At 65.5% G+C, this 19,306-nt stretch carries 17 protein-coding genes; 7 read left to right on the forward strand and 10 right to left on the reverse strand.

Going from position 1 to position 19,306, the window contains the following annotated elements; translation table 11 throughout:
* Window positions 1–44: 44 nt before the first annotated feature.
* On the reverse strand, window positions 45–2,009 hold the full coding sequence (gene acs, locus MU553_RS13955) for an acetate--CoA ligase (protein WP_247378617.1): 1,965 nt from the start codon (window positions 2,007–2,009) through the stop codon (window positions 45–47).
* A gap of 88 nt (window positions 2,010–2,097) precedes the next feature.
* A complete protein-coding gene (locus MU553_RS13960; RefSeq protein WP_247378618.1) occupies window positions 2,098–2,529 on the reverse strand; it encodes a DUF7522 family protein in 432 nt (143 codons plus the stop codon).
* Between the two features lie 92 nt (window positions 2,530–2,621).
* On the opposite strand from MU553_RS13960, the gene MU553_RS13965 reads away from it, so the two are divergent.
* Both MU553_RS13965 and MU553_RS13970 read left to right on the forward strand, forming a co-directional pair.
* Window positions 2,622–3,251: a uracil-DNA glycosylase family protein gene (locus MU553_RS13965; protein ID WP_247378619.1), complete on the forward strand. Its 630-nt coding sequence runs from the start codon at window positions 2,622–2,624 to the stop codon at window positions 3,249–3,251.
* 220 nt (window positions 3,252–3,471) lie between these two features.
* A complete protein-coding gene (locus MU553_RS13970) occupies window positions 3,472–4,446 on the forward strand; it encodes a TSUP family transporter (protein ID WP_247378620.1) in 975 nt (324 codons plus the stop codon).
* Here the strand turns inward: MU553_RS13970 and MU553_RS23785 are convergent.
* Window positions 4,406–5,080, reverse strand: a complete 675-nt coding sequence (locus MU553_RS23785; protein ID WP_247378621.1) for a helix-turn-helix domain-containing protein — start codon at window positions 5,078–5,080, stop codon at window positions 4,406–4,408. The genes MU553_RS13970 and MU553_RS23785 overlap by 41 nt on opposite strands.
* 84 nt (window positions 5,081–5,164) lie before the next feature.
* Between MU553_RS23785 and MU553_RS13980 the strand changes: the two genes are divergently transcribed.
* Window positions 5,165–6,049: an alpha/beta fold hydrolase gene (locus MU553_RS13980; RefSeq protein WP_247378622.1), complete on the forward strand. Its 885-nt coding sequence runs from the start codon at window positions 5,165–5,167 to the stop codon at window positions 6,047–6,049.
* A 1-nt stretch (window position 6,050) separates the two neighbouring features.
* Here the strand turns inward: MU553_RS13980 and MU553_RS13985 are convergent, their stop codons facing one another.
* The 4 genes from MU553_RS13985 to MU553_RS14000 form a co-directional block, all read right to left on the reverse strand.
* Window positions 6,051–7,448 (reverse strand): sodium-dependent transporter, encoded by a 1,398-nt coding sequence (locus MU553_RS13985; RefSeq protein ID WP_247378623.1) that lies wholly within the window; start codon window positions 7,446–7,448, stop codon window positions 6,051–6,053.
* Window positions 7,449–7,491: 43 nt separating this feature from the next.
* Window positions 7,492–8,832: a sodium-dependent transporter gene (locus MU553_RS13990; protein WP_247378624.1), complete on the reverse strand. Its 1,341-nt coding sequence runs from the start codon at window positions 8,830–8,832 to the stop codon at window positions 7,492–7,494.
* Between the two features lie 141 nt (window positions 8,833–8,973).
* The gene (locus MU553_RS13995) at window positions 8,974–9,681 is read right to left on the reverse strand and encodes an SDR family oxidoreductase (RefSeq protein ID WP_247378625.1); all 708 of its coding nucleotides are present in this window, start codon (window positions 9,679–9,681) and stop codon (window positions 8,974–8,976) included.
* 68 nt (window positions 9,682–9,749) lie between these two features.
* On the reverse strand, window positions 9,750–10,706 hold the full coding sequence (locus MU553_RS14000; protein WP_247378626.1) for an NADPH:quinone reductase: 957 nt from the start codon (window positions 10,704–10,706) through the stop codon (window positions 9,750–9,752).
* 62 nt (window positions 10,707–10,768) lie between these two features.
* Here MU553_RS14000 and MU553_RS14005 point away from each other — a divergent pair, with 62 nt between their 5' ends.
* Window positions 10,769–11,431, forward strand: a complete 663-nt coding sequence (locus tag MU553_RS14005) for a glycerophosphodiester phosphodiesterase (protein ID WP_247378627.1) — start codon at window positions 10,769–10,771, stop codon at window positions 11,429–11,431.
* 204 nt (window positions 11,432–11,635) lie between these two features.
* On the opposite strand, the gene MU553_RS14010 is transcribed toward MU553_RS14005, so the two are convergent.
* Complete coding sequence (locus MU553_RS14010) at window positions 11,636–12,388, reverse strand: hypothetical protein (protein WP_247378628.1); 753 nt, start codon at window positions 12,386–12,388, stop codon at window positions 11,636–11,638.
* Window position 12,389: 1 nt separating this feature from the next.
* Complete coding sequence (locus tag MU553_RS14015) at window positions 12,390–13,859, reverse strand: protein kinase domain-containing protein (protein ID WP_247378629.1); 1,470 nt, start codon at window positions 13,857–13,859, stop codon at window positions 12,390–12,392.
* A gap of 239 nt (window positions 13,860–14,098) precedes the next feature.
* Between MU553_RS14015 and MU553_RS14020 the strand changes: the two genes are divergently transcribed.
* Both MU553_RS14020 and MU553_RS14025 read left to right on the forward strand, forming a co-directional pair.
* Window positions 14,099–16,405: a methyl-accepting chemotaxis protein gene (locus tag MU553_RS14020; protein WP_247378630.1), complete on the forward strand. Its 2,307-nt coding sequence runs from the start codon at window positions 14,099–14,101 to the stop codon at window positions 16,403–16,405.
* 2 nt (window positions 16,406–16,407) lie between these two features.
* A complete protein-coding gene (locus MU553_RS14025; RefSeq protein ID WP_247378631.1) occupies window positions 16,408–17,124 on the forward strand; it encodes a bacteriorhodopsin in 717 nt (238 codons plus the stop codon).
* A 20-nt stretch (window positions 17,125–17,144) separates the two neighbouring features.
* Here MU553_RS14025 and MU553_RS14030 read toward each other — a convergent pair whose 3' ends face one another.
* Window positions 17,145–18,113, reverse strand: a complete 969-nt coding sequence (locus MU553_RS14030; RefSeq protein WP_247378632.1) for a transcription initiation factor IIB — start codon at window positions 18,111–18,113, stop codon at window positions 17,145–17,147.
* A 200-nt stretch (window positions 18,114–18,313) separates the two neighbouring features.
* Here MU553_RS14030 and MU553_RS14035 point away from each other — a divergent pair, with 200 nt between their 5' ends.
* Window positions 18,314–19,252: a DUF7979 domain-containing protein gene (locus tag MU553_RS14035; protein ID WP_247378633.1), complete on the forward strand. Its 939-nt coding sequence runs from the start codon at window positions 18,314–18,316 to the stop codon at window positions 19,250–19,252.
* Window positions 19,253–19,306: the final 54 nt, after the last annotated feature.

A 19,306-nucleotide genomic window follows, 5' to 3' on the forward strand; every position in this document is an offset into this window, starting at 1 on the left:
ATGACCGAAATTTCGGTTTCTCGGACGGGACCTGCCCGCTCGGTTCAGTTCTCGCCTTCGACGGCAGATTCGAGTTCGCCGACGACTTCCGGGTTCCGGAGCGCGCTCATATCGCCGAGTTCTTCCCCGCGAGCGACCGATTCCAGCAGCCGTCGCATGATTTTGCCCGAGCGAGTCTTCGGGAGGTCCGGGGTGAAGACGACGGCGTCCGGTACGGCGATGCGGCCGATCGCCGTTTCGATGGCGTCGTCGATGTGATCGCGGAGTTCCGCCTCGCTGTAGCCGTCGGCCGTACAGACGTAGGCGTAGACGCCCTGACCTTTCAGGTCGTGTGGACCGCTGACGACGGCGGCTTCGGCGACGCCCTCGACGTTCGCGATGGCGCTTTCGATCTCCATCGTGCCGAACCGGTGGCCAGCGACGTTGATGACGTCGTCGACGCGTCCGAGCAGCGTGAAGTAGCCGTCCTCGTCGACGGCCGCACTGTCTTCGGAGAAGTACGCCCAGTCGAAATCGTCGAGCGCCGGGCGAGAGGGCCGCCGCGAGTCGAACCAGTCTTCCGCTTCGACCATCGCCAGTGGCATCCCGGGCCACGGCTTCGTCAGCACCAGATAGCCGGCTTCGCCCGGTTCGACCGGGTTACCCTGGCCGTCGACGACTTCCGCGCCGATTCCAGGCAGTGGGCGGCCCGCAGAGCCGGGCTTCATGGCGTCGACGCCGGGCACCGTCGAAACGACCATCCCGCCGGTTTCGGTCTGCCACCACGTGTCGACCACTGGGCAGGACTCGTTGCCGATGTGTTTGTAGTACCACTTCCAGGCCCGCGGGTTGATCGGTTCTCCGACCGTCCCGAGCAGGCGCAGACTGGAGAGGTCGTGTTGCTGAGGGTACTCTTCGCCCCACTTCATGAACGTCCGAATCGCCGTCGGGGCGGTGTAGAAGACGTCGACGGCGTTGCGGTCGATCAGTTCCCAGACCCGGTCTTTCTCCGGGTGGTCCGGGGCGCCCTCGTACAGCATCGTCGTCGTCCCGAGCGCGAGCGGGCCGTAGACGATGTAGGAGTGACCGGTGATCCACCCGATGTCGGCAGAGCACCAGTGGGTGTCCTCGGGCTTGATGTCCAGGACGGCGTGGCTCGTCCAGAGTACGTGCGCGAGGTAGCCGCCCGTCGTGTGACGCACGCCCGTCGGCTCGCCAGTCGTGCCGGACGTGTAGATGAGAAACAGCATGTCGTCGGCGTCGCGGGGCACCGGATCGACCTCGGCGCCGCGGTGGGCCGCCAAAAGATCGCGGTAGCTGTACTCGTTGGCGTCGAGCGGCGTGTCGTCGCCGAGGCGGTCGACGACGACCGTCGCGTCGACGTCGTGGTTCAGTTTGATGCGGGCGTTGTCGGCCTTGTTCTTCTGATGGACGGGCGCGCCGCGTCGGTAGTACCCGTCACAGGTGACGAGGTACTGTGAGCCGGAGCTGTCCATCCGCATGGCGAGGGCGTCGGCCGCGAAGCCGGCGAACACCACGGAGTGGGGCGCGCCGATGCGGGCACACGCCAGCATGGCGATGGGAAGCTCCGGGATCATCGGCATGTACAGCGTGACGACGTCGTCCTCTTCGACGCCCAGTTCGCGCAGTGCCGCGGCGAACTCGTTGACTTCCCGGTACAGTTCGAGGTAGGTGTACGAGCGCGACTCGCCCAGCCGCCCCTCCCACTTCAGCGCGACCTTGTTCTTCCGGCCAGCGCCGAGGTGGCGGTCGAGGCAGTTGTAGCAGGCGTTGAGCCTGCCGCCTTCGAACCAGCGGTACGGAGGATCACCCCCGTTGAGGACGCGCTCGTACTCAGTTTCCCAGTCCAACCGGTCGCCAGCCCGCGCCCAGCACTCGGGCCACTCGGTTGCGAACTCCTCGTAGACAGTCTGTTGAGAGACATTAGCCTGCTCGACGAACGAAGTCGGTGGCTCGATGACCTCGCCAGCAGACAGCCGCGTTTCCATATCCTCGTCGTCGGCTGGCATCTCGGATGGATGTACGGTTTTGCGCGAATAAGTGTTGGCACTAATCGATTCGGTGGAGAATTACAAGAATAGTTGATACTTTTCGCGACTACCCGTCACTCGTCGGTTCGTCCAGGTCGGTCAGCAGCCGCCGCAACGCGACGGCGAACTCCTCGAAACTGTCGATATCGAGACTGTCAGTCGTCGTGAGGACGCCCCGGTTCCCGACGATGATCGGGACGATGTAGCCGTCGGAGAAGATTCGGATCGTGAACTCGTACTCTCCGATCTCGGGTTCGGCCTGACGTTCCGTGGACAGTTCCGTGTACTTCGGCCCGGCTTCGAACAGCGGCCGCTCGCTGTCGACGAAGAACGCTTTGACGGACTCGACGTCCTCGCCCGTGTCGAGGTCCTGTCGCACGTACAGGAACTCGAAGTCGTCGGGCGTGAAGTAGATGACACTCCGGAGGCTGTCACCGAGCGCCGTCCGGCAGATGCTGACCAGGCTGTCGCTCGTCTCGGATTCGACCAGTTGAGACATACTGTGCCGTACGTCGGCAGCGAACGGAAACATTGCCGCAGGTTGATTGCGCCTCTCGAACACTTTTTTGCGCCTCACGACGTGGCTCAGGTGTGCGAAACGTCACCGACAGAACGTCGAACCCGTTCGGGATGCAACCCCCGTGCGATCGGTTCGTTCCGGGGTACGGCGACGCGAACGCCCACTTTCACGTCATCGGTGATCACCCCGGCGTCCACGGTGGAGCCGACTCCGGCGTCCCGTTCACGGACTGTCCCGCGGGCGAACGACTGCAAGAGGCGCTGGTCGCGGCCGGCCTCATCGACCGCGCGGGCGCCCCGCCCACTGTGAACCGAACCTTCCTCTCGTACCTGTACGCGTGCGTTCCGCCCGAGGGGACGGCGCCGAGTGACGACGACTACGCCAGCCTCGAACCGATGTTCGACGCGGAACTGCGCGCCATCACCGCCCACGTCCTCCTGCCGGTCGGCGAACGCCCGACGCGATACGTGCTGGAGAACTACACCGCACGCAGTCCGACGGTCGACCTCGATTCACTCCACGCCACGGAGGTGCTCGGCAGCGGGTTTCTGGTCTATCCGATCACGGATCCGACGGACTGGACGTCGGCGGACCAGCAGGCACTCGTCTCGGCACTTCAGCACCTCCGGCAGAGCGATTACCGCCGAGAAGTCGATCTCGGCCGGTTCGTCGCCGACGAGAACCCGTATTTCGTCCGGTAGCTCACCGAACGGAGCGTGGATGCGGCAACAGACTCCGGTACCTGTGACCGGTCTTCGACGACGATTCCGGCGCCAGGTCCTCTCGAGTAGCCGATTTCAAGTCGCTCGCCGCCAGCGTGGCTGCATGATACGCGAGCAGCTTTCTCCGCAGTAGTGTCACCCATACGGGGAGCGTTCCTTGTCTCTCCAACGGCAGGGTGGGGGACCGCCCGGATCGCACATGGCAACGGACGAAACACACGTCGACGCACGACAGTTCGTACAGCATCTGACCGCCTTCCGGTATCGAGAGGTGACGATGGCGATCGCGACTCTCGCAGTCGCGCTCGGAGCGATCGTCTTCTACCCGGGGAGCGACCAGATTACCGCCGGCATCCAGGCCGACGTGGGGCTGACGACGCTGGCGCTGTTCGTGGGTGTGGCGGTGCTCGCCGGCGTCGTCAAGGGGATGATCGGGTTCGGCTACGCGCTCATCACGACGCCGATCTTCGCGACGGTCATCGACCCGACGCTGGCCGTCGTCGTCCTGGCGATCCCGCCGTGGATGCTCAACATGTTCCAGATCGGCGAGACCGACACGGGACTCGCGTTCGTCCGCGAGGAGTGGACGCTGCTCGCGCTCGCGGTCGTCGGCTCGGTCGTCGGCGTCACGTTTCTGGCGCAGTACCAGGCCGGGCCGGCAGTTCCCTTCCTCATCGGCCTCATCATCTTCGGGTACGTCCTCTTTCAGGTGATCCGGAACTTCGTGACCGTCGAGGAAGCCCACAACCCGCTCGCGCTGAGCACCGCCGGCTTCCTGGAGGGGTTCCTGCTCGCGGCCTCGAACCTCGGGCCGCTGCTCCCGGCGTACTTCCACACGTTCGAGCGCGACGCCGAGCGCTACATCGGCGGGCTCTCGATGGTGCTGGGAACGATCTTCACCGTCCGCATCGCCCAGATGCTCGCGATGACGGCGCTCGACTCGCCCGTCACCATCGGTGGGACGACGGTCCTGGCCGCGACCGACCTCATGACGCCCTACCGCCTGTGGCTCGGCTGCGTCATCGCCGTCGTGACCGTCGTCGGGCTCCTCCTGGGCACGTACCTCCGTCGGCTGGAGATCGACGAGGAACGCTTCAACTGGTTCGTCGTCGGCCTGCTCGGCATCATCGCGGTCAACATCTTCCGGAACACGATCCCGGCGCTGTTCTTCTGATCGACGCGCGAACTACCCTCGCCTGCGCTTTTCTGACGAGTTCCGACGCCGTGCTCTCGGCACAGTCGAGTCGGGCGGCCACGTCGGCGATCGTCCCCGTCCGCGGCACGTCGTAGAACCCCACCGCGACGGCCGCAGCCAGCGCGTCGCGTTGCCGTGACGTGAGTCCGGCGACCGGTCTAGAGCCGTCGTAGTCTGTCAGTTCGGTCACCGTGTAGTCGATCCGGTCGCCGAACTCGGCGACCAGGTCGCGCAGTGCCGCGTGGGTGCCGACGAGCGTGATGGCGACCGACCCGTCGGCGTCGAAGACGACCGGCGCCATCGGCAGCGCCGCGGCGTCGCTCACGAGCGCCATGAGGCTCGGCTCGAGCTGGAACGACCGCTGCCAGACGAAGGCGTACGTCCCGTCACGCCCCGCCGAAAGCGCGTGGGACTTCACGAGAGGCAGGTCGTCCAGGACGGAGGCGACCGTCGACTTCGGCGCGTCACACCACGAGAGCGTGATCGGGGTCGCCCGGCGCCCGTCCCACAGCAGGACCGCCGCTCGCGACAACCCGTCCGTGTCGATGACTGCCCGGTGGAGCGGGTGGGCGTCCTCCCGATCGCGATCGATGACGAACGACGCTCGTTTCACAGCGGACGCAGCCGCCCCTACTACTTAAAAGACCGTTACGGATCGGGGCCATCGTCACCGACGTACGACACGTACGGCCAGGCAATGGCAACGCAGGTCTCGTCCCCGTTCCGGGACACCGAGTCGTCGCCGAAGACAGTGACGACGACGGCGGGCACGACACTGGTCTACGAGACGTACGGCAGTCCGGACGGCGACCCGCTGGTGTTCTTCCACGGGATGCCGGGCTCTCGGTTGCTCGGCGAACTGCTCGACGAGCACGCCCGCCGCCAGGACGTGCAAGTCATCGCACCGGATCGGCCTGGCTTCGGCCAGTCCGAATTCCCGGACCGCTTCGACCTGTCGGACCTCAGTTCGGTTCTCGACCCGCTCCTTTCTGCCGTCGGTGCCGATGCCGTCGGAGTCGTAGGGTTCTCGGCCGGCGCTCCCTTCGCACTCGCGGCCGCTGCGACCGTGCCCGAGCGCGTGACCGGCGTCGATCTCGTCGCTGGCGAAACACCGCCGGCGTTCGTCGAGGATCGCCCCGGCATTCACCGGGTACTGGGATTCCTCGCGACGCGGAGCCCCCGGATCCTCGGCGCTGCCTTCAGGTTCCAGGCGACGCTCGCTGGACGCCGGTCGGCGGACGCGATCGCCGGGACGTACACCGCCGAGGAGAGCCCCGTCGACGTGTCGGCGGAGGTGGCCTCCGTCGTCAAAGCCGACTTCCGCGAGTCGTTCGCCGAGACGACGGCCGGTGCCGTCGCGGACTGTCGGCGGATCGCGACTCCCTGGCCGGTCGACGTGACCGACGTGCATCAACCAGTTCGACTCTGGCACGGCACCGCCGACCACCTGACCGACGTCGCCAGCGCCCGGGCGCTCGCGTCGGCGCTCCCGCACGCATCGCTCACGGAATTCGACGGACACGGACACCTCGGTGCGTTGCTTGCGGCCCGGGAAGAACTGCTCGCGACGGTCGGCGAGTGACCTACAGGACCGCAGTGGGGCCGCGAATGATCGCGATACAGCCGGCGACACCGACGACCGCCGCGGCGGCGAGCAGTTCGAACCCGAGGGTGACGCCCAGCACGGCGGCGATTCCCGAGAGGAGACTGAACGCCAGGAACAGCGGCAGGACGATCGCGACGGCGTACAGCCACGGAACGGAGACGAGGCGCGCCAGCGGCCCGGCGCCCGACTCGTACTCCGCGAGCGCCTTACTGCCGAGCACCCAGCCGGCGAACAGCAGGAAGCCGAGCAGGCCGGCCGTGAGCGCCAGGTTGGCGATCGTGTCCGCGAGCAGGGTAAACAGCGAGGGAACCATCGCTGCGACGCTCCCCGTCACGAGGAAGAGTCCGGCGACCACGGCCGTCGCGTTCGACCGGGTGGCCTCGTGTTCGTCGACGAGATAGGCCACCAACACCTCGAAGATGCTGATCGACGACGACAGCGCAGCGAGCGCCACGACGCCGAAGAAGACCGTCCCGACGAGCCGGCTGTACGGCAGCTCGGCGAACGCACCGGCGAGGCTGATGAACAGCGCGCCCGGTCCGCCCGAGCCCGGGGCGACGCCGAGCGAAAAGAGGACTGGGAAGATGACCAGCCCCGCGAGCACGCCGATGCCCGTGTTGAGCGTGGCGATGATGGTGCCGTCGGCCGCGAGCGAGCGATCCTCGCCGAGGTACGAGGCGTAGGTCAGCATGACGCCGGCGCCGACCGAGAGGGTGAACAGCGCCTGTCCCGCCGACGCGGCCAACACGTCCAGGAAGTTCGCCCGGAGATACGCCACGTCGAGCGTGAGGTAGAACCCGTACGCAGCGCCGGCGCCCGGGAGCGTCGCCGCCCACGCGGCGAGCCCGCCGAGCAGGAGCACGATCGCGGGCACCATCACTTTCGTCGCGAGTTCGATCCCGCGGTCGACGCCGGCGTAGACGACGCCCGCCGTGATCGCCAGGAACAGCACGTGAAACGCGACCGCGCCGAACCCGTAGTCGATGGCCGCGAAGTACTGCTGGGGGGCTCCGAAGTACGCGCCGGTGACGCTCCCGGCGGTGTACCGCAGAATCCAGCCGCCGACGACCGAGTAAAAGGACAGGACGACGACCGACGCGAGGAGCGCGACGCCGCCGAGCGCGCGCCAGTGGCGGCCGCCGAGTTGCTCGAAGGCCCCGACGGGGTTGCGGTTGCTCCGCCGGCCGATCACGAACTCGCCCAGGAGACCGGGCACGCCGACGAGGACGATTACGAGGAGATACAACAGGAGGAACGCGCCGCCGCCGTTCTCGGCCGTCAGCCAGGGGAACCGCCAGACGTTCCCGAGGCCGACGGCGCTCCCGACGGCAGCGAGGATGAATCCGAGTCGACTTCGCCACGATGCTCTCGTCATCATCGGAACTTCCACCGGACGGCGATAAGAGTGACGAGACGAGTTAGAAGGGCGCGAACGCCGCCGGGTTCTCGCCCAGGAACAGCGTCTGGACGCCGAGCGCCAGGGTTCCCAGAACGCCAACGAGAACGACGATGCGGAGCGTCCACAGCCAGATCGGGCCGAACGCGCCGAGCCCACCGGTACCCTCGCGGAGTTCGGCCACCGCGTCGCCGCCCAGCACCCAGCCGACGAACACGACCAGGAACAGCACCGACAGCGGCAGGAACAGTTTGTACGCGAACGTGTCGAACCAGGTCAGCCAGTCGGTGTCCAAGGCCGACGGGAGGCCGAGCAGGAACAGCCCGACGCCGATGCCGGCCGCGAGTTTCGGCCGGGAAATCGCGTAGTTGTCGTTGGCGTACGCGACGACGACTTCGAGCAGGCTGATCGCCGACGAGAGCGCTGCGATCAGGACGATGCCGAAGAACACGACGCCGACGACGCGACCGAGCGGCAGCGACCCGAACCCGGACGCGGTCGCGACGAACAGCGCTCCCGGACCACCTTCCAGCGCAGGGTCGATATTGTTCGCAAACAGGATCGGGAAGACGATCAGGCCGGCGAGCACGCCGATGAGCGTGTTGGTGACGACGATGACGCCACCGTCGACGGGCAGGTTGTCGTCCTCGCCGATGTACGACGAGTAGGTGATCATGATCGCCATCCCCAGGGAGAGCGTGAAGAACGCCTGGCCGACCGCGAAGGGAATGACGTCGAGGGCGTTCGCCATGATCGCGTCGAGGTTCGGCGAGAGGAAGTAGCTGTAGCCCGCGCCCGCGCCGTCGAGCGTCGTCGCCCAGATCGCGAGCGCGATCATCAGCACCGCGATGCTGGGGACCATCAGTTTCGTCGCCTTCTCGATGCCGTCTTCGATACCGAGGGCGACGATTCCAACGACGATGCCCAGGAACAGGGCCTGCGCGAGGACTGCCTCGGGACCGGCCGAGACCGCCCCGAAGTAGGTCGCGGGGTCTGCGAAGTACGCGCCGCGGGCGCTCCCGACGATGTACCGGATGACCCAGCCGCCGACGACGTTGTAGTACGATAGGATCCAGAACCCGGTGAAGATACCGAGCGCACCGATGATTCGCCAGGAGCGATGCCCCAGATCGGTGAAGGCGTCCACCGCGTTCCGATGCGTTCTGCGACCGACCACGAACTCCGCGAGCATCGCCGGGAAGCCGATGAGCAACACGGCGATGAGGTAGAAGACGACGAACGCGGCTCCGCCGTTGCTGGCGGTCTTGAACGGGAACTGCCAGAGGTTGCCGAGCCCGACGGCACTCCCGATGGCAGCGACCAAGAACCCAACGCGCGTCGCCCAGGTTTCTCTGTCAGACATACTCACCCCACCGGTATCGGGGCTCGAATCATAACACCTGCGAAACGACAAGAGCAGAGTTCACGTTTATCGTCCCCTCACGCACAGGTGCGTACATTATCGGACAGATAACACCGAGATAAGTCAAATTTCACGCACGAATCACGCTTCACCGTAGACCGGAATCGCGGCGCCGCTGGTGACGCTCGTGGCGTCGGAACACAGCGCCACGATCGTCTCGGCGATGTCGGCGGGATCGACCCACGTCTCGGAGTCGGCGTCGGGCATCATCTCCCGGTTCATCGGCGTGTCGATGACGCTCGGCATGACCGCGTTCGCTCTGACCGTCCCCCGGTTCTCCGCGGCGATGGACTCGGTGAGCAGTCGGACGCCCGCTTTGCTCGCCCGATACGGGCCGTCGCCCTCGCCGCCTTCCAGCGAGGAGCGCGCTGACACAGACACGATGGCCCCGCCGGCGTCGCGCAGGTGCGGGAGCGCGTGTTTCGCGGCCAGGAACATCGTCTTCAGGTTCACGTCGAGCATGAACTCGAAGTCCTCGACGGGCGTCTCGTCGATGGGATTCCCGCCACGCCAGGAGCCAGCGACGTTACACAGGTAGTCGAGGCCACCGTGTTCCTCGACCACGTCCGAGACGACGCCCTCGACGTCGTCCTCGTCAGTGAAGTCGGCCTGGTGGTAACACATCGTCTCGGGGTCGGCCAGGAAGTCCTCGCTGTCCGGCCCGACGACGTCTGCCCCGCAGACCGACGCCCCCGCCGCCGCGAACGCGTCGATGACTGCGCTACCCAGTGCGCCCCCTGCCCCCGTCACGAGGACGGTCTCCCCGCTGAAATCGAATTCGACGGCCATGTTACTCGGTTCCACACGAAGAAAGAAAAAACCAATCGAGCGTCACAACACTGGCCGGAACCGGAGAGTCAGGGTTCGACGACGAGTTTCCCGAAGTAGCTGTCTTCGAGGACCGCCCGGTGAGCTTCGGCTATCCCGTCGAGATCGTACGTGTGCGCGATCTCCGCATCGAGGTTCCCGTCGGCCATGAGCACTGCGAGGCGGTCGAGCACCGCACCCATGTCGGGGGTGTTGAACATGGAGACGTGTTCGACGGTCAGCGCCTTCCCCCGACAGCGCGGGACGTTCTCGAAACAGGCCTGGAGATCGGCGTTGCCGATGGCGGCGATCGTCGCGCCGGACGCGGCGACCTCGGCGTCGAGCGAGAGGTAGTCGTCGAGTCGATGGTCCAGGACGACGTCCGGCTGGCCGGCTGCTGCGATGGCGTCGGCGAGGTCGTCGCGGCCGTAATCGAACACGTCGTCGGCACCGAGGTCGCGAAGCCGGTCGTGGTACGTCGGTGAGGCAGTGGTCGTGACGCGTGCGCCCGTCGCGTCGGCGAGTTGGACGGCCATGTGACCGACCCCGCCGCTGCCACCGTGGACGAGCGCCCGAGCGCCGGGTTCGAGGTCGCCCGCCGCGATCAGCGATTGCCAGGCGGTGACGCCGACCAGCGCCGACGCCGCGCCCGTCCGGAAGTCGACCGAGTCGGGGAGCCGCGCGAGCGAGTCCGTCGGCACCGCGACGTACTCCGCACAGGTCCCCTGCCGGTCGTTGCCCAGCCCGGTTGCGAACACGCGGTCGCCTTCCTCGAACGCCGTGACGCCCTCACCGACGGCGGCGACGGTGCCCGCGACGTCCGAACCAGGAATCATCGGGAGCGTCGCCGGTTCGTACGACCCCTCCCGGAAGTACGTGTCGACGGGATTGATCGCGGCAGCCGCAACGTCGACGAGCACGTCGCCGCCAGCGGGGGTCGGTCGATCGATTTCGTCCACCTGCAGGACGTCAGTACCACCGTGTTCGTGATAGCGGACTGCGCGCATATGTGGAGGGCCAGCCGGCAGGGCAAAAACACTTTCTCGGCCGGCCACGCAGATACCACATCGTGCGCTGTATCGCTCACAGGGGGTTCGCCGAGACGTACCCGGAAAACACGGTGGCAGCGGTGCGATCCGCCTTCGATCACGTCGGCGTGGTGGAAGTCGACGTGCGCCGCTGTGGATCGGGGGAACTCGTCGTCGCCCACGACGAGACTGTCGATCGCATCGCCGAACAGTCGGGGCCGCTCGCCGATTTCGACGCGGGGGAGCTGGCCGCGCTCGACGTGCTCGGCTCCGGCGAAGGGGTCCCGACGCTCCAAGCAGTCCTCGACGCCGTGCCGCCCGGGGGCGAACTCAATCTGGAACTCAAAGAGACGGGGTTGGCTGCCGACGCACTCGCGGCCGCCGCCGACGCCGACGTCGACGTGTTGATCTCGTCGTTCTCGGTCGACGTCCTCGAAGAAGCCCGCGAGGCAGGCGCCGACCGACTCGCGTATCTCTCGGCTGAAAAGGACGAAGCGGGGATTCTGAACGTCGCACGGGACCTCGACTGTACGGCACTACACCCGCACTGGCAACTGTGCGTCGACGAATTCGTCGACCGTGCCCACGACGCCGGCATCGCCGTCAACGCCTGGACCGTCCCCTCGCGTCACGATGCCGACGCGCTCGACGTCGTCGGCGTCGACGGCGTCATCGTCGACCGGCCCGAAGTCTGTCCGGACTGACGACTCGACTCGAACTGCCGATCGCTGCCGCTCGCGACCTGACGAAAGGAAGGAAAGGGGTGGGGGTGGGGGGATGGTGGGGGTGGCACAGTAACCTGTGCCTATCAGGTCGTCAGAACTGGATGCTCATAAATCCATCGGCCAGTTATCGGAAAAGATTACGAGGAGGAGACGGCTGCTCGGCCCGGACGTCGTCGCCACGCGTTAGAACCAGGCGATGTGTTGCCGGAGTTTGATCGTCGCCGACATCAGCGTCGTGGCAGTCATGATGACGAAGACGACCTGGATGTGCCGAACGATCACGACGTTCAGGCCGACGAGCATCGTGAGGTCGACGACGAGAACGAGCAGCCCGAACGCCACGACGGGCAACAGGTGGCGAAGGAGGGAGTCGATCATCGTTCCCTGGACCGACGAGCGGCTGAGCTGTTCGCGACCGTACATGAGTCCGTAGGACGCGAACACGGTGGCGGCCACGCCCTCGATGGCCGTGAGGACGACGTGGTTGCCGACGATCCCGCTCCCGAACACGGAGCCAGCCACGACGACGGCAAAGCCCATCTCGACCGATCGTCGGTGTTCGAACCCTCCGTCCGAATCGCCCGGCGCGTTTGTCAGCGCGTCGTTGTCGTAGATTTCGCGCATCGTCAACGCGAGCAGGAGCAGGAACGCGAGAAACACGCCGTCGCGATACGGGGTCGCGACGACTGACATCTGGGTGACGGCCGTCGCGGCCTCGAGCACGCCCAGAAGGCCGTACAGCGCAGCGGTCGAGCCCACGAACAGCAGGAACTCCCAGAGCACCGCCTGGGAGTTCAGATCGGTCGCTTGCATGTTCCAGTACGCGTACAGTCCGAAGCGAACGCCGAGCGCCAGCATGAGACTGAACGCGATGAAGAAGATGAACGCGAGGTTCGGTTCGGAGGCGAACACCGATTGGAGCGGCTGTACGACCATATTACTCGTCAGTCACCCGTTCGAGATCGGTTACCAGCTGTGTGACAGTCTCGTAGCGAGTCAGCTTCTGTTTTGCCATTGCTTTTCTGATGACGTCGTCGAGTGCGTCCGGGATTTCCGGATTCAGGTCCGACGGGACGGGCGGTGCAGAACTCAGCACCGCCGTCCGGACCTCGCTGTAGTTGCCCTCGAACGGCGGCCGACCCGTCAGGAGTTTGTAGATGACCGCCCCGAGATGGTAGATGTCGGTCGCGTTGTCGATCTCGCCGTAGCTCCGGTCGTAGTACTCGGGTGCGGCGTAACGGGGATCCAGTAACGTCGACGGTTCGAAGTACTGCCGCATCACGTCCATCAACCCGAAGTTCTTCACGAGCAGTCGGTCGCGTTGACGCATGAACCCGCCCGCGTACACGACGTTGTACGGATCGATCCCCGCGTGGACGACCCCTCGCTGGTGGGCATAGGAAATCGTGCTGGCCAGTCGCACCGCGTCACGGAGGGCCTCGTCCAGACTCATGTCGATCTTGTCGTACAGCGTCTGGACCGTGTAGTCGGTCGCCATCCAGGGCGACGGCTCGATCGCCCAGTCGTACAGCGTGACGACGGCGTCGTTGTCCGCGATGGCCGCCCAGTTTTCGAGTTTCGTCGCCACGTCGGCGGCGAACTGCTCGGTGTTCTCGTCCGGGACCCGAAACAGGTTGATCGCGATCCCCTCCTCCGAGTTGCCGTGGACGGCTCTGGTTCGGAAGACCGTCGTGTATCGCCCGTCGATCCCCGGTGCGACGATGGTGAGTTCGTCGAAGCGACTCTCTGCGGTGACGTCCTCGATGGCGGCATCCGACGCCGCTCGTTCGAGTTCCGAATCCCGCTGGCGCCGCTCTTGGGCCGCCGAGCGCTGCTGTTCGTCCAGGTCCCCCACCTGCGTGTCCAGCAGCTCCGAGATGTCTTTCATCCCTTCGGGTTCCTCGGCGTCGTTCTGCCGGTTCTGATACACGTTCCGAGGGTCGCTTTCGTCTCGCTCGGGGATCTTCGTTCGGCCCACGTCGCGAGACAACACGTTGCTGCGACCGACGTAGTCGCTCCGCGCGAAACCGGCCGCATCCTCCTGCGTGTGTTCCCGGAACTCCTCGACTGCTGACTCTTTCGCGGCGGTCTCCAGCGTCTCGGTCACGTTGTCCTCGAACCGATGCCGGAGGTACGCAAAGGCCAGTTCGGCCTCGAACTGCCCGTCGCGGTCACTCTCCTCACCGGCCAGCCGAGTAGCGAGCCGCCTGGCGACTGCGTCGACGGCGTCCGGACAGGCTTCGACGACGAGACAGACGGCCCACGCGCCCTGCACCCGCACCGACGGATCAGCGGCGTCAAGGAGATCGAACAACTGGGGCAGCTTCTCGCGTCCCGACGACGGATCAGACAGTAGCTCCCGGAGGACCGGCACCGAGCCCGACTCGTCGTCTGATCCAGCTGCCATGTTTCACTGCGTTCAAATATCGTTGACACTCCCCCGTTAAGACCGTTGTGTTGGACTCAGGCACTGAATCCGGTGAGGAGACTGTCGGTCAGTACATCGCAACGCAGACCCGTCAGAATGAAGTGAGATGTTCTCGCGGGCTCGGCGTCGGTAGCGAGTTAGAGTCCGTTGACACGAAGTTTATCATCCCTGAAAATCGCTGGGGAACGCTTTACAAAGGGTAGTCCTACCCCTCCCGCATGACTCGCGACAGACTGTCTCTGCTGCCAGAATCCGTGCGAAGCCGGTACACCGCACGGTTGGGATTCGCCCTGGCGCTGGCGATACTCGTCGTCGTCGCCTCCGGTGTCGTCATCAGTCAACAGACACAGGCGAGCCTTCAGGACGACGTCGAGGGGGAACTCCAGACGGTGTCAGAGACGCGTGCAGCGCAGCTGGACACGTGGATGGCTGCGGTCCAACGGGAAACGCAGTCCACCTCGGACCTCTCCGTGTATCAGACGGAGGACCCGACCGAGATCAGTGGCCGACTGTCGTCGATGGTCGAGTCCGACAGAGTGCCACAGGACGTCGTCGCGATCCACTACCTCAACACCTCGTCGATGACGATCGAGGCGTCCTCGAACGAGCGCTTCGTCGACGTCGACACCGCAGAACAGGGCGCGGCGTTCGCCAGGAACCCGCCCACGTTCGACGGCCCTGCCGACGTGGCCGTCACCGAACCGTTCCGCGTGCCCATTGCCGACCACCGCGTGATCTCCGTGTTGAGTCCGGTTCCGGGGCAGGAGAACCGAGCGATCGTCTACATGATCGACCTCACCGCGCACACCCAGCGGCTCCAGAGTTCCGTCGAGGGGGCCGAAACCGTCGTCGTCGACGGGGACGGATCGGTCGTCACGCACCCGAATCAGAGCGTCGTCGGCACGCAGTACGGGAGCGACGTTCCGTCCGTCACGCCCGGCGAGAGCCAGTTCCGCGAGCAGGGTGCTCGGGTCGAAGGCGTCGCCCGCATGGACGCGCTCGACTGGCACGTCATCGTCACGACCGAGCGGGCGCAGGCGTTCGCGCTGGGTCAGCAGATCAACTCCGACCTCATCGGCCTCATCCTGCTCGCGGTCATCAACCTGGGCCTCATCGGCGTGACCATCGGCAGCGGGACGGCGATCTCGCTGCGCCGCCTCTCGGACCGCGCCGAGGCGATGGCCAGCGGTGACCTGTCCGTCGACCTCACGTCGACGCGTGACGACGAGATCGGCTCGCTCTACGAGTCGTTCGACCGGATGCGCACGTCGCTGCGCTCGAAGATCCAGGAGGCAGAGGACGCCCGCGAGAGCGCCGAGTCCGCACGGGAGGAGGCCGAACAGGCCCAGCAGGAAGCCGAGCGCGAGCGCGAGGAGGCGCGCGAGATGAACGAACAACTCCAGCAGAAAGCCCAGGAGTACGGTGACGTGCTCGGGGCCGTCGCAGACGGCGATCTGACCGCCCGCGCCGACCCGAACGTCGAAAACGAGGCGATGGCCGACATCGCCCAGGCGATCAACGACGCGATCGCCGATCTCGAAGCGACCATCGCGAACACCCAGGAGTTCGCCGAGAACGTCCTCGAATCGAGCGAGGCGGTCGGCGCCAGCGCCGAGACGGTCGACGAGGCGAGCCAGCGGGTGCGACAGTCGATCCGGGAAATCTACGACGGCGCCGCCGAACAGAGCGACGAGCTCCAGGACGCCGCCGGAGAGATGGAGAACCTCTCCGCGACGGCCGAGGAAGTCGCCTCCTCCGCCCAGGAGGTCGCGGACACGTCCCACCAGGCAGCACAGGTGGGTGAGACGGGACGTGAGGCCGCCCAGGACGCCATCGAGGGGATGAACGCGATCGAGGAAGAAACCGACGCGACGGTCCGTGAGATCAACCGCCTCGACGAGGAGTTGAGCGAGATCGGCGACATCGTCTCGGTCATCACCGACATCGTCGAGCAGACGAACATGCTCGCGCTGAACGCCTCCATCGAAGCGGCGCGCGCTGGCGAGGCCGGCAGCGGGTTCGCCGTCGTCGCAGACGAGGTCAAGCAACTCGCAGAAGAGACCAAAGAGGCGGCCGTCGACATCGAGAGCCGGATCGAACGCGTGCAGGCCCAAGCCGGTGACACGGTGGCGACGATGGAGACGACCCAGGAACGCATCACCGACGGCGTCGCGACCGTCGAGAACACGGTCGAGTCGCTGGAGACCATCGTCGAGTACACCGAGGAGTTGGACACGGCCATCCAGGAGATCGACGACGCGACCGCAGAACAGGCCCGGACGGCCCAGGAGGTGATGGAGGTGATCGACCACCTGACGGCGATCAGTCAGCAGACCTCCGCAGAGGCGAACACGGTCGCGGACGCCGCCGACGAACAGACCGACTCCATCACGGAAGTCTCCGAGAACGCCGAGGCGCTTCGAGCGCGTGCGAGAGAGCTCACCAACCTGCTCGAACGGTTCGACGCCGAGGCGATGCACGCAGCGGGGACCGAACAGGCGCGAACGACCACTACTGACGACTAACAATGACGAACATCACTACCTGGTTCCAACTGGGCACGGTCGGAATGATCCTCGGGACGCTGGCGATGGCGTGGGCCATGCGCTACGTCCCCCGAGAGAAGTATCGCGAGAGCAGTCACCTCATCGTCGTCGGCGTCATCGCGGCAGTGGCGTACGCGCTCATGTCGGTCGGCGTCGGGACGATCAAAGCGGTCGACGGTCACACGGTGTACCTCGCCCGGTACATCGACTGGCTGCTGACGACGCCGCTGCACGTCGTCTACCTCGGACTGCTGGCCGAGGTGGGACGGCGGCAACTCGGCGAACTCGCCGTCTGGCAGGGGCTCACCATCGCACTGGGTCTCCTCGGTGCGTACCTGGCACCGCCGTTGAAGTGGGTGCTGTTCCTCGCCGGCGGGCTGGCGTTCGTGCGAGTGCTCCAGCTGCTCTATCGGCCGATCTACGCACGCGTGCAGGAGCGCCGGTCAGATAGCGTCTCCGAGCTCTACCGGAAGCTCCTCAACTTCATCGCGGTGCTGTGGATGATGTATCCCGTCATCTGGGTCCTCGCCCCGAGCGGTGTCGGTCTCATGGACCTGGAGACCCAGTCGCTCGTCATCTCCTACATCGACGTGGTCGCCAAGGTCGGCTTCGGTCTCATCGCGCTGCACGGTCAGGCCATCGCGGCGACGCTGGCGGTGGCCGACGACGCGGCAGCTGGCGCTTCCGTGGGTGACTGACCGCGAAAACAGTCCGGGGGTTACCGGACGCCGATGGCTTCGATCTGTTCCTGGTAGCGGTTCCGAATGGTGACTTCGGTCACCTGCGCGACGTCAGCGACTTCGCGCTGGGTCTTCTTCTCGTTGCAGAGCAGCGAGGCGGCGTAGATGGCCGCCGCGGCGTAGCCCGTCGGGGACTTCCCGGAGAGCAGCCCCTTCTCAGCCGTCTCGTCGATGATCTCGTTCGCCTTCGACTGGACTTCTTCCGAGAGTCCGAGGTCGGAGGCGAACCGCGGGACGTACTGCTTGGGGTCGACCGGCTCCATCTTGAGGCTGAGCTCCTGGGCGACGTAGCGGTACGTGCGGCCGATCTCCTTTTGCTCGACGCGCGAGACGTCTGAGACCTCTTCGAGGCTGCGCGGGATGCCTTCCTGGCGACAGGCGGCGTACAGACAGCTCGTGGCGACGCCCTCGATGGAGCGACCGCGGATGAGGTCCTCGTTGAGCGCCCGGCGATAGATCACCGACGCGACCTCGCGGACAGACCGCGGGACGCCCAGTGCGGACGCCATCCGGTCGATCTCGGAGAGCGCGAACTGGAGGTTGCGCTCGCCGGCGTCTTTGGTGCGGATCCGCTCCTGCCACTTCCGGAGTCGATGCATCTGACTGCGCTTTTCCGACGACAGGGACTGGCCGTAGGCGTCTTTGTCCTTCCAGTCGATCTGGGTCGTGAGCCCCTTGTCGTGCATCGTCTGTGTCGTCGGTGCGCCGACGCGCGACTTGCTCTGACGCTCGCTGTGATTGAACGCACGCCACTCGGGACCCCGATCGATGTTCTCTTCCTCGATGACGAGGCCACAGTCATCACAGACGATTTCACCACCGTCAGCGCTTGATACCAGGTTATCGGAATTACATTCGGGACAGTTTCGTACCTCCTGATCCTCCCCTTTCTCTTCTTCTTCAGCTCGTTCCTGCTCGCGCTCCCGCTGACGACTCGGACGAACCATCGTTCTTATATAGAAAAAGCACAGCTATATTTAAACCCTTTGCATCGACACTCAGGGCCATTGACGTGACGGTGACCTGCTACTGGAAAAATGGCGTTTGGACGCCTCTCCCGACAGAAATCGTCGTCTGGCAACGAGCGAAAAGCCTGTAGTTTTCACGAAAGGTTTACGTCTGCTTGCCGGAAATTCTTCCTGACGAGATGAATGATCACCGGGTTCTGGGGGGAGCCTTGCTCGTCCTGGCAGCGCTGCTCGTCGCGAATCCACTCTACATCTTTCAGCATCCAGACGAGATCAACGAGGTCCAGGTCGGGAACTACTACGACCGGACTCCGACTGCCAACTACACGTACGAGGAACTCTCGCCCCGCGCACAGGACGTCGTCCGGAAGGCGATCGAATCACCGGACAATTCGACGCGGTTCCGCGGCGACGAGGCGCGCCCGCCGGAGTTTACGTTCGCGAGACCGTCGAACGACACCCGGGACGTGGCTCGATCGCGGTACAGAGTCGCGTACAACGGCACGAACTACACGCTCCGATTGGTCTACGACTACTCCGCGACGCGGAGTACGGTGACCCTCGGCGAGAGCGAGAACCGGACAGCGACCGCCAACTACACGTACGAGCAACTCTCGCCGCGTGCCCAGGAACTCTTCCGCACTGTGCACGCTGCGTCGAACAACACGACGACGTTCCAGGGAGACGAAAAGCGTCCGCCGGAGTTCAGGGTCGCACCCAGAACGAACGCGACGAGCGGCATCGTCGTCGGCTCAGTCTACCGGGTCGAGTACAACGGCACGAACTACACGATCGAGACGTTCACGCCGCCGCGCGTGATGCAGTCGGAGACCCGTCGCTCCCAGTCGCTCGTCGTCTTCGGGCTGATCCTCGGCGCGATCGGAGCCCTGTTCGTCTGGCGGCCCCAGCCACTCACGCTGGGATACGCGTTGGGCGGGTTCGGGGCCGTCTTCCTCGTGTTGAACCTCGCGTACCGCTACACGCCGACGGTAGCAGGGTGGGTGACGGTGTTCGGCTCGTCTATCTTCGTCATGTTGGCTATCCTCGGTGGCATCGTCAGCGGGGGGTATCTCGTTTACAAGACGAACCGCGAGCGACGGCTCTCGCAGGTCCGCTAACCGCAGGTCCCCGAACGGTCAAACGGCAGAGTAGATCCCGACTACGATCTGGAC

It is taken from the genome of Halorientalis brevis (genome assembly GCF_023077655.1).